This is a genomic window from Anaerotruncus sp. AF02-27, assembly GCF_003465835.1.
GTDB classification, from domain to species: domain Bacteria; phylum Bacillota; class Clostridia; order Oscillospirales; family Ruminococcaceae; genus Anaerotruncus; species Anaerotruncus rubiinfantis.
Window position 1 is genome coordinate 1 of the sequence record NZ_QSBX01000049.1, and the last position, 10,227, is coordinate 10,227.

Sequence of the window (10,227 nt, forward strand, 5' to 3'; positions counted from 1 at the left end):
CAGCGCACATGGACCGGGAGCCTGCCGCCATACACATCGTCGGCTTTTTCGCAGAGCAGGTTAAAAAGCTGGGTATAACACATGGAAATAAGGAAGTTGAAGCTGTCGTCAGTATCACTCATGATGAGGAATAGGGCAGTTTTCCTATCTCCCAGAGTGTCTAGCTCCAGCTCATCATAAGCCGTGACCTCACGCAGCTCTGCAATGTCGAACACGGCAAGACGCGCACCACAGGAAATTAGGATCGACTTGGCTGTTTTTCCTGCCGCCAGCTTATATTTCTTATACTGGCGCACCGCAAAGTGGTTCGGCTTCTCGGCTTCCAATGCGTCAAACATCAGATCCACGGGATTTTTGAACTCCTCGTCATCCTCCCGGACTTCCATAGCGTTGATGAACTCAATAAGGGTGGAGAAATTCTGTTCCTCCACCGGAGCCTCATAGTGGATATAGCCAATGAGCGCACAATAGAGAAGCGTTTCTGCCTTGACCCAGAAATCGTCTCCGGCCTTGCCTTCGCCTTTGGTATTGGCGATCAGCGTCGTGACCAGCTTCAAGATGTCCTTTTCGCTATGGATATAGGCGAAAGGGTTATAGTGCATGGACTTCTTGAAGTTGATGGTATTGAGGACCTTGATGCGGTAAGGCTCATAAATGACCTTGCCGTGTTTATCCTTCATTGGCTTTCCGTCCTTCCCCAGCTTGGGTGCGCCCCTTTGGAGCATTTTTCCGCACTCCACCAAAATGGTTCCCTTCGGGTCTGTGACCACATAAGAACTGTGCATCTGCATCAGATTCGGTTTGAGCCAGAAGCGGGTCTTACCGGAACCGGAGCCGCCGATCACCAGCACATTTTTGTTTCTGGCGGTCTTGGGGCCCTTGGGGCGGCTGTTCATGGTCAGGCTCTCGGTTTTGGTCAGAATCACATTGTTCTGGAACACCGGGTCGATGTAGGGTGCAATATCCTCACGGGTTCCCCATGAAGCGTTTTGTCAAGTGCTTTTTTGAGTTATTGACGCAAATTATCGTGAAAGTGCGAAAGTGCAAAGTGCAAAGGGTCTGCGTTTTGCACTTTCAGCTTGCGGGTTCGGGTGGCTGCTTCTTCTTGATGAAGTTGTACCATTGACCGCCGACACGCCTTGCGCCTAAAATGCCGCCCATGTTGCGCTTGGCGTTCTGTACCGTCCTCTCGGATATTCCGGCTTCGGCTGCGGCCTTTACAATGTCCTCGCTGGCAAGCTCTTTCCCGTCTGCAAGCAGGTCAAGTATCAGCCTTTCAGCCTGTTCGGTTTTGGTGGCGTTGTTGCCGCCCGCGCCGGACAGCAGCTCGTCGGCGGTTATGTCATATTCGCCTATCCATGAAAAGCCTGTTTCCGGGTCAAGACAAAAGGCGACAGGCTTCCCCTCCGGCGCAAGGGAAGATTTGTCATGGACGATGACGCGCACATTCGGCTCACGCTTCACGCGCCCGATTAAAAGCACGCTCCGTGCGGCGGCTCGGAAGTCGATAGAACCTAATCCCCGGTACGCGCTCTGCCCTCCGGCTGCTTTGTTCAAATGCCCAATAAGGATAACGGCGCACCCGGTACGCTCCGCGACTTCGGCAAGGCGGCGGAAGATAGGACGCACTTCGTTAGCCTTGTTCATGTCGGCTTTGTCGCCCATATACGCCTGTATTGGGTCAAGGATAATCAGCCGCGCCCCGTTCTGTGTGATAGCTTTCTCTATGCGCTCATCGGACAGGGTAAGTTCCCGCTTGGATTCATCAATCACAAGAACGCGGTCAAGGTCTGCTTCGGCTTCCATAAGGCGGGGCTTGACGGTATCTCCCAAACCGTCCTCGGCGGTCTGGTAAATGACTTGGAATGGCGGCAGGGGCTTCATTCCCGGCAGCGTTCCCCCGGTGGTGCAGGCGGCGGCAAGGCGTAGGGCAAAGGTGGTCTTTCCCTCTCCAGGGTTGCCTTGCACAATCGTCACTTTCCCAAAGGGGATATACGGCTCCCAGAGCCATTCGACGGTCTGTGTATCAACCTCGCTCATGCGGATAATCTCAACTGTTTCTTCCTGCGGTGGCTCTTTCAATCCATAGACCGCTTCGCGGAGATACTTCCCGTCTGTGATTTCTGCCCGGTGCTGCAATACCTCGTTCCAGTCCTTGTAAAGCGGCACAAGGCGGTGGACGGTCAAGCCCTCCGGCACAAGCTCCGCAAGGCGGCTGCAAGCGTCGCTTCCGGCTTGGTCGCTGTCAAGGCAGAGGTAAACGGTCTTGATGTTCGGACGGTCAGAGAGAAAGCGGAGCAGGGCTTTTTCCCCCACGCCGCCCAATGACAGGTAGCTTTGCTTCTGCCAGTCCTTTTTGAACAGGCAGAGGAAAGATAAGAGGTCTATCGGGGCTTCAAAGACAAACAATCTTTCGCCCTCGCCCCGGTAGCAGAAGTTAAAGGCTTTGTCGCTGCCTTTCACATCAAGTCGGAAGTTTCCCGTCGTTCCCTTGCTGTGGGCGTAGCGCGGTATTCCGTCCTCGTCCCGCCCTACGAATACGGCGTTGTGGTGGGCGGCTTCCTCGTAAATATCCCCGGTGGCAAAGAAAAAGCCCGTCACATCTTCATCAATGCGGCGGGCGGCTGTGAGGTAGTTCCTCGCTGTTCTATTGTCGCTGTTTGGGGGCGGTAGCCGGAAGTCGGATAGGGACGCAGGGCAAGGTCTGTCCGGCGGTTGGGCTGCGCCTTTTTCGCCTGTCAGCAGTTCAACGGCTTCGGTGAAGCTCTTGCCGAAAAACTCCATGACAAAATCAATGGGTGCGCCGCCCTTGCTCTGGCTGTGCCTGTACCATTTGTTTCCCCGGACGGTCAGGCTGTCGTGCCGCTTCCAGCGGTATTCATTCCCGGCGCGGGTAAGCTGCTCGCCCTGTGATTGCAGGAAAGAAACAAGGTCGGCTTGGTTGGCGCGGTCTATCTGTTCTTGGGTGTAATACATAAAAGTTCAACTCCTTTCAGCGGTCTATATCATGCCGCTTGGTGCGGCTCTGCGTCTGCTCCGGCTGGTCGGCGCGGAGTGCAATATCCACACACCTGCGGATTTTTTGAAGCTCGGCAACCTCGGCGCGGGTCTCTTTCAGCGTGTCATATTCCGCTTCCCGCTGTGCTTTGATGGCGGTATATTCTTTCTCCCACGCGGAGATCGGCAGGGTTTTCACGCCCTCCGGCAAATGGGCATGGAGATAGCGGTTTGCCGCGTCCCATAGGGTAAGCTCGGCGCGGCGGGCTTCCGCAAACTTCTCCTGTTTTCCTTTCCAGCGGATTTGCCGGTACTCGTCCTGTATGGGCTTGTAGGTCTGATAATTTCTGCCGTACTCCATGAGTTTTTGCAATTCTTTCATGCGCTGCTCGGCGGTTTTCATTCCCTCCCGGATTGAATAGGCTTTCTCACTGACAGAGGAAAGAGAAGCGTCCAGCTCATCAAGATTAGAGATACCATGCTCGGAAAGATAGTTGACCGCTGCCGCTATGGTTTTCAGTTCATCGGCTGCGTGCTGCCTTTGCCAACTCTGCGAATACTTCCGGCTCTTTTCTCTCTGAACGCTCAAATACTTCATCAACAGATTTGCGAGGTTGGGAGATTGCGGCGGCTGTTCTGGGGCGGTTTCCCGCGCTTTGAACAGGTCGGCAATCCACTCTTTGAGCTTCCCAATCTGCGCCCGGATTTCCCGGATAAGGCGGTTTGTCTTTTGGATATTTCGGTTCAGTTCGCCTTTCTCGGTGGCGATACCTTTCTTCTCCATTTGGCAAGCAGCCACGCCCATGTGGACGGTGGGTATCTCGTCTATGCCGCGCTCGGCGTTGCTGCGGTGGTCGATGCGCTCCGGGCTTCCGTTCCTCTCCAAAAAGTCGTTGGTAAAGTCAGCCCATGCCTTGCGCCACAAGAGGGTGTTGCCCTTGTCGTTCCAGCCTGTAAGGTCAACCTTGTGGGTTTTGTATCTGCCGCTTGGCAAGCGGATACGCTCGCCGTTTTCATCAAGGTCATATTCCTTTTTGGATTTCGCTGCCCATGTGCCGCGCTCGTCAAGGGGGCGCACGGTAAGCATGATGTGACAATGGGGGTTGCCGCTGTCGGTGTCGTGAATGGCATAATCAACACACATTCCTCTGGAAACAAATTGAGAGGAACAGTATTCCCGGACAAGCCGGATCTGTTCCTCTCTGGATAATTCTATGGGGAGCGCCCCGTCAATCTCTCTGGCAAGCTGGGCGTTCCCGGCTTTCTCGTAAAGCTCCACGCTGTTCCACAAGGTTGAACGGTCAGAGAAAGAGGGTGGCGCGTGGGGCGGCAGCATGATTTCGGTATGGACAACGCCGCCTTTGCGGGTGTAGTCATGGGTCATTCCGTCCCATTCGTTTGTCAGCTTTTCGCCGCTTCGGTAGGCGGCTGCGGCAACGGCTGATTTGCCTTTTCCTCGGCTCACAATACCGATGTTCCAATGGTAAATGGCTATGGGTATCACCTCCCGGATAGGATAATAGAACCCGCAAAAATGGTACAGACGCCAACGGCGGGTGTACTGTTTTTGTGGGTGTGCAGGGATAGCCGCAAAGCGGCGCAAGGGGCGCAGCCCCTTGTTGCGGCAAAGCCGCCATATCGTAGCGCGGGGAAAGCTCCCTGTGCGGAGATAAGCCCTCGGCAGAGCGCACACGCCCGCAAGGGTGTATAAGTGCGCCCTTTGTTCCAAAGGGATTATTCGCTTTTCCTGCTTTCGGCTCGTTTTTTCAGATATTCCCGTACCGGCTCACTCGTCAAGGCAAGCCGGAGAAGTGCTGTGGCTTCCTCGTCGGTCATGTTCTTTGCTTCCGGCACAATGCTTTCAAAGACCGCGCCCCGGACGATAAGGCGGTGGCTGCGTGTTCTGCGTTCCTCTTTGGATAGCTTTTGACGCAACATCTTTTCCCGGTTCTCAAACTGCCGGATTTTCTTCTTTCCGTCCTCAATCTCGGCTTGCAGTTCTTCACGGGTTTTCTCTCTCGGTTTTCTCATGGCTGGTCACTCCTTTCTGCCCGTCGGCATAGAAAAAGGACAGCCGATTTCTCGACTGTCCCTCTGTAATATTTTTTGTGCTTACTTCAATAATTTAATATCTACAAGTTGCTCTGCCCATATCGTTAAAATGGTTGCTGGCTCTCCCGTATACATTACCTCTACACGGTCGCCAAGCGAATAATCCCCGGCAGATTGTCCGTCTGGCAGGTCAATTCCATATACGCTGCTATATTCCGGGGCCTGTTCCTTATCCAAACGAACTCCTATGTGATTTGCGTATGGGTCGATTACAACAATTTCACCTGTGATGGTGTTGACAGAGCCGCTGTTTTGCTGTGCTTTTTCAACTAAGACTTGCAGGCATTTCGCATAATCCTCCGTTGAAATATTTTCCGAACTGACCACGAAGGCAACGTCATTTTGCAGAAATTCAGCATAATAGCAATCTGTTCCATTTTCATTTGTGTAGTGGAAAACTGCAAGCTCCCTGCCATTGATTTCTGTAAATTGTAACTCGTCCGCACTTAAATCGAAAACATCTGAAGTGTGCTTAAACACTTTAGAAAGGACGATGTTTATGTCCTGCGTTCCACCAGAATTTCGGAACTCAATAAAATTCCCATCATAATAAATTCCACGATTATCTGTTTGGTAAATACCAAAATCATTGCTCTGGAGTGTAAGGTAGGGAAGCGTTTCTGTAATTGGGAGTGATACATCAAAATATCTGAGCAGTTCTTCATAAGACATTGCGGTATAATCATCTGCCATAAGAGCGATACTTCCACTCGTGGCATTGAGTTCCTTAATTTCATTGAGGTTAAGACTAATACCTTGCTCAGGATTGTCCGACTGATTATCCGGGTTTGTAATGATTGGCGGTTCATATTCTGGCTGCGGCGTAGTTTGACTTGGAAGTTTCCACAAAGTCGCAAATGATACTGCTAACACAATAGCGGCACAAGCTGCTAAAGATGTAAACTTTACCCACCCATGCTTTTTACAATGGTAGTTTGCGGCTTCCTCATAATACTTGTCGTTGACTTCGCTCATGGCTTCGGAAAACAATTTTGTGTTCATACTAATACCTCTCTTTCAATCAAATATTGCTTCATCTTCTGGCGGATTAGAGCAAGCCGGACGGATACATTTTTTTCAGAGATACCTACGCGCTTTGCTATATCCGCGTAGGTATCTGCATACGCATAGCGGCGCATGAAGATAACGCGCTCTTTTACGGTCAGCGTATCCAAAAATGCTTCGATGATACGGGCTAACTCTCTGGCTTCAATTTCATCTTCCACGGTTTTTTGGTCTGCGATACAGCCCTCGATTTCCTCTAAGGCAATCGTATAGTGTCCGCTTCGTTTGGCTGCTTCCTTTCTCCAATAGATTTTGAGGGAAATGTTTCGCACTATTTTCACAATGTAACTAAGCAACGGGTTCGGGCGTACCGGGGGAATGGCGTTCCATGCGCCTAAGTAAGCGTCATTGACGCATTCCTCTGCGTCCTGTCGGCTGTTCACGATGTTATACGAGAGGTTGTGGCAGATTTTTCCGTATTTAATGTCCAGCTCCCGTATGGCTTGCTCGGAACGCTCAAAAAATAACTCAATAATTTTTTCATCATCAATCATTGCGCCACCTCCTTTCCGGCTTCACCTATATACTACGGTTTTCGCGGCAAATACTAAATGAAAGAGAAAAGTTTTTCAAAAAAATTATATCATACTTCGCGTGAGATTGCTCGCGGCAGCTTTCGCCGCTTCACTGGCGGCTCTCCGGCGTTCCTCTCTGTATGGGGCGGTCAGACGGAAAGAGAACCGCCCCTTGCGGATTTCAAACTCCATGCAGCCCGTGTCCGGGTCTGTGTCGGTCTGGCGGCACTGGTCAGGGTACTGTCCGGCGTAGGCGGCAAGCCGCTTCTTTAAGTCGGTGTTGTGGGTGCGGATATGGATTAGCGAGTCTTTCTCGTCAAACCAAATATCGGTGGTCTTTTCCTGCTTCGTAAGCCCTGTTCTCATAAACTCTCCTTTCTGCGCCCCTGTTACGCAATAGGGGCATTTTCCGGGTGTTTTTCCCGGCTCTTGACTTGGGGAAAATGAGGATTTTCAAATAGAAACCGCCCGGACGGGGAGTGTATCGTCAGGGCGGCTGTTATCGCGTGATTTCCGTTTTTTCCGGCTCTTGACCGTCAGACGCGGATAAACGCGAACTGTCGGCAAGCACCAGTTTGAGCAGCTTGTCGCGGAATGTTTCTGTGCTGCTGTGATTGAAAAATAACTCCGCAACAATGGTCTGCCCGTTCCTCTGGGTCGTGATGATATTGTCGGGGGTCTGTTCTGCCATAGGCGGCTCCTTTCTCCGGGCGCAAAAGAGGGATTTCCCGTAGTTCGGAAAATCCCTCTTGGTTGACGGTTATTCTGTTTTACTGTGCGGGCTGTGCGGCTGCCTGTGCCTTTCGCCTTGCCCGGTATTCCCGCGCTTTCATGCGGTCATACTCCCGCTGCTTTTCAAGATTTCTCGCCCGGTATTCCCTTGAATAGTTGCGGTGGTAGGCGCGGCTCTTTTCCTTTTTGGCTTCTTCGATTTCCTCCCGCATTTGCCGGATTTCCTGCTCGGTCGGCTCTGCAAGCTGTGTCACTTCATTCTCAAACTTGCCGATATAATTGAAATATATGCTGATGTGCTGGATTGCGTATCTCGCCCTTTTCTGGTCGCGCTCATGCACTTCAATCCGGCTGATAAACTCGTTGAGAATGGCGGGGGTAAGGTCGGTAAAGGCGGCATGGCGTTCCGTCAGCTTCAAAAACTTCTGCGCCCGTCCTCCCGTGTTCTCATAAGCGGATAGCTGCTCTTGGAGCGTGGCAAGCTCCGCTTTCAGCGCGTAGTATTCTTCCGAATACTTCTGCGACATCTGCTCATAGCGGTCTTGCGGGATCGCGCCGAGGGCGTTGTCCTCATAAAGCTTATTCAGCACCTTGTCAATCTGTTCAAGGCGAGTCGTGATTTGCGGAATACGCTTCTGCTGCTTCTTTGTCTGGTCGGTCTGCTGCATGGCAAGGTTCTTTTTCACTAATGCTTCAAACTCCGCCCGGTTGCTGATAGAATAGTCCTCGATTTTCTTCAGCACTTCCGCGATGGTCTGCATGAGCAAGTCCGCGTCCATGATGTGTGGGGAATTGCATTTGGGGTTTTTGGCTTTTCCCTTGTGGTACTCGCTGCAAAAAGCAACGTGCCGCTTGCCGCCGTTCCGATAATCAATACGAATGTGCATTTTTGCGCCGCAGTCCTTACAGAAAAGCAAGCCCGACAGAGGGTGGATTTCCCCGTCCCCGTTGGGGCGTCTGACGGGTGCGTTTTCCAAAATCCGCTGTACGGTTTCAAAATCGCTGCGGCTGATAATCGGCTCATGCACATTTTCTGTGATGTGCCATTGGCTCCGGTCTACATAGTGGTTATGTTTATCCCGGAAATGCTTTGTAGTCTTGAAGTTGACCACATCGCCGCAATACTCCTGCCGTGTGAGGATATTGGTCAAGGTGACTTTGTTCCACTTGCAGCGGTTATCCTCGTTGAGCGTCTTATTTTTACAGGTTCCCCGCCCTCGGTCTTTCATGTAGAAAGTGGGGGTTGGGATTTGCTCCTGTGTCAGATATACGGCGATTTGGTTGCGGTTCTTCCCACCGATAAACAGACGGAAAATCAAACGGACAACCTCGGCGGCTTCCTCGTCGATTATCCAAAAATCCTTGTTGTCCGGGTCTTTGACATAGCCGTAAGGGGCTTCGGTGACAATCGGCTTTCCACTCATGCCTTTTGTCTTAATGCCCGTTTTCACTTTCTTGCTGATGTCCTTTGCATACCACTCCGACATGATATTGATAAAGGGCGCAAACTCCAATGTATCGGGCTTCTCGCTGTCAATGCCGTTGTTGACCGCGATAAAGCGCACATTGTTCCGTCTGAATATCTCCATCGCGTTGCCTACTTGGAGATAGTCGCGCCCCCAGCGGGTAAGGTCTTTCATAATGCAGACACCGATTTTCCCGTTTTCCACATCGTCCATCATGCGGGAGTAGGCGGAACGGTCAAAAAACCTGCCGCTTTCGTCATCGTCGATGTAGTGCCGGATATTGGTTAGGTGCTGCCCTCTGGCATAGTTCTCCAAAAATATTTTTTGGTTCTGTATGCTGTTGCTCTCGCCGCCGTCCCTGTCCTCGTCGCCCACGGAAAGGCGGGAGTAAAGGGCTGTAATTTTGCTATAATCAGTCATGTGCATAACCTCCTGTGCGTCCATGTATGTGTCATTTACACTTAAAATTATGCACTCCAACGGGCAGAGCCATACTCCATACCGTGACGGTACTTCTTGGCGTTTTTACTTTTGAGGTACACCGCCAGACGCAGGCCAGCACCGCAGCACAGCCCTACCAGCAGATCCAACGGGTGCAGGCTGGGCCAGAAACTTTGCAGCGCCCCAGGCAGGACAGCAAACAGGGAAAGGAATTTCTCTGAAGCATTTGCCCCCTGAGCCAGTCGCCATGCCTCCCCGAAGTTAGTAGCAAACAGCCCCATCAGGAGATAGGGCAGGTTCAGCAAAACGAGCTTTTTGATGTCAAACTGCTTTTTCATCGTTCCAGCTCCTTTCGCTTGGTGCGGTCCACCACGGCATTTTTGACCATCTCTTTGAACTGACTGAGTTTTGCCAGCACAGACGGGCGTTCCGTTTTCTCGGCCTTCTTGACCTTTTTGCTGGTGTACTCGGTAAATGCAGCGGTCAGCGCATCGGCGTCACGGCCTTTGAAAAAGATCAGGTATTTGGGCGGGGAGCTGCTGCGGTCTTTCTTCACCGCATAGTCCACACCATATTTCCGGGCGATCTTCTCAAATTCCTTGATGGAGGGGTCTGTGATCTCGATATTGGAGATCCCCTGATTCTGACCAATGAGCTGCTTGACGGTCTGTTTGCCGTGGGGTGTCACAGGGGCATCACGGCTTCTCTGCTTTTGCAGCTTCTTTTCCTTGCAGTGGGCCATGTACTTGCTGATGGCGGCTTTGAGCAGCCTGCCGGTGAACTTTGTTCCGCTGACAACCAGCGTTAAAGTCCTGTTTTCCACTTCTTCCTGCATTTTCATCGCCTCCTATTACAATAAATTTGGACAGGAAAGCCGGGCAGCCAGTCCGGCTTTCTTT

At 51.8% G+C, this 10,227-nt stretch carries 9 protein-coding genes and 2 pseudogenes; all 11 read right to left on the bottom strand.

Annotation, left to right across the window (positions count from 1 at the left end):
• Positions 1 to 989, bottom strand: a pseudogene (locus tag DWV16_RS18315) (VirD4-like conjugal transfer protein, CD1115 family); the annotation flags it as partial.
• An 85-nt stretch (positions 990 to 1,074) separates the two neighbouring features.
• Positions 1,075 to 2,976 carry an AAA family ATPase gene (locus DWV16_RS18320; RefSeq protein WP_118480878.1) on the bottom strand — a complete coding sequence of 634 codons (1,902 nt, stop codon included), beginning with the start codon at positions 2,974 to 2,976 and terminating at the stop codon, positions 1,075 to 1,077.
• Positions 2,977 to 2,992: 16 nt separating this feature from the next.
• Entirely contained in the window at positions 2,993 to 4,501 is a 1,509-nt protein-coding gene (mobQ, locus tag DWV16_RS18325; RefSeq protein WP_118480890.1) for a MobQ family relaxase, read from the bottom strand.
• 230 nt (positions 4,502 to 4,731) lie between these two features.
• Positions 4,732 to 5,028, bottom strand: a complete 297-nt coding sequence (locus tag DWV16_RS18330) for a DUF3847 domain-containing protein (RefSeq protein WP_118480880.1) — start codon at positions 5,026 to 5,028, stop codon at positions 4,732 to 4,734.
• An 81-nt stretch (positions 5,029 to 5,109) separates the two neighbouring features.
• Positions 5,110 to 6,111, bottom strand: a complete 1,002-nt coding sequence (locus DWV16_RS18335) for a hypothetical protein (RefSeq protein WP_118480882.1) — start codon at positions 6,109 to 6,111, stop codon at positions 5,110 to 5,112.
• Complete coding sequence (locus DWV16_RS18340) at positions 6,108 to 6,668, bottom strand: RNA polymerase sigma factor (RefSeq protein ID WP_112146635.1); 561 nt, start codon at positions 6,666 to 6,668, stop codon at positions 6,108 to 6,110. Before DWV16_RS18340 ends, DWV16_RS18335 begins: the two co-directional genes overlap by 4 nt.
• Positions 6,669 to 6,752: 84 nt before the next feature.
• Entirely contained in the window at positions 6,753 to 7,055 is a 303-nt protein-coding gene (locus DWV16_RS18345; RefSeq protein ID WP_118480884.1) for a hypothetical protein, read from the bottom strand.
• Between the two features lie 133 nt (positions 7,056 to 7,188).
• Complete coding sequence (locus DWV16_RS18350; RefSeq protein WP_118480886.1) at positions 7,189 to 7,380, bottom strand: transposon-encoded TnpW family protein; 192 nt, start codon at positions 7,378 to 7,380, stop codon at positions 7,189 to 7,191.
• A 79-nt stretch (positions 7,381 to 7,459) separates the two neighbouring features.
• The gene (locus DWV16_RS18355; protein ID WP_370219465.1) at positions 7,460 to 8,845 is read right to left on the bottom strand and encodes a recombinase family protein; all 1,386 of its coding nucleotides are present in this window, start codon (positions 8,843 to 8,845) and stop codon (positions 7,460 to 7,462) included.
• Positions 8,846 to 8,863: 18 nt separating this feature from the next.
• Positions 8,864 to 9,666: pseudogene (locus DWV16_RS19925) on the bottom strand (recombinase family protein); the annotation flags it as partial.
• Complete coding sequence (locus tag DWV16_RS18365; RefSeq protein WP_002570687.1) at positions 9,663 to 10,163, bottom strand: PcfB family protein; 501 nt, start codon at positions 10,161 to 10,163, stop codon at positions 9,663 to 9,665. The gene DWV16_RS18365 and the pseudogene DWV16_RS19925, both read right to left, overlap by 4 nt.
• Positions 10,164 to 10,227 lie beyond the last annotated feature (64 nt).

Bases quoted from the DNA above. Each gene is read 5' to 3' on its own strand.
- DWV16_RS18320 (WP_118480878.1), bottom strand. From the start codon at position 2,976: ATGTATTACACCCAAGAACAGATAGACCGCGCCAACCAAGCCGACCTT.
- DWV16_RS18330 (WP_118480880.1), bottom strand. From the start codon at position 5,028: ATGAGAAAACCGAGAGAGAAAACCCGTGAAGAACTGCAAGCCGAGATT.
- DWV16_RS18335 (WP_118480882.1), bottom strand. From the start codon at position 6,111: ATGAACACAAAATTGTTTTCCGAAGCCATGAGCGAAGTCAACGACAAG.
- DWV16_RS18340 (WP_112146635.1), bottom strand. From the start codon at position 6,668: ATGATTGATGATGAAAAAATTATTGAGTTATTTTTTGAGCGTTCCGAG.
- DWV16_RS18345 (WP_118480884.1), bottom strand. From the start codon at position 7,055: ATGAGAACAGGGCTTACGAAGCAGGAAAAGACCACCGATATTTGGTTT.
- DWV16_RS18350 (WP_118480886.1), bottom strand. From the start codon at position 7,380: ATGGCAGAACAGACCCCCGACAATATCATCACGACCCAGAGGAACGGG.
- DWV16_RS18355 (WP_370219465.1), bottom strand. From the start codon at position 8,845: ATGAGTGGAAAGCCGATTGTCACCGAAGCCCCTTACGGCTATGTCAAA.
- DWV16_RS18365 (WP_002570687.1), bottom strand. From the start codon at position 10,163: ATGCAGGAAGAAGTGGAAAACAGGACTTTAACGCTGGTTGTCAGCGGA.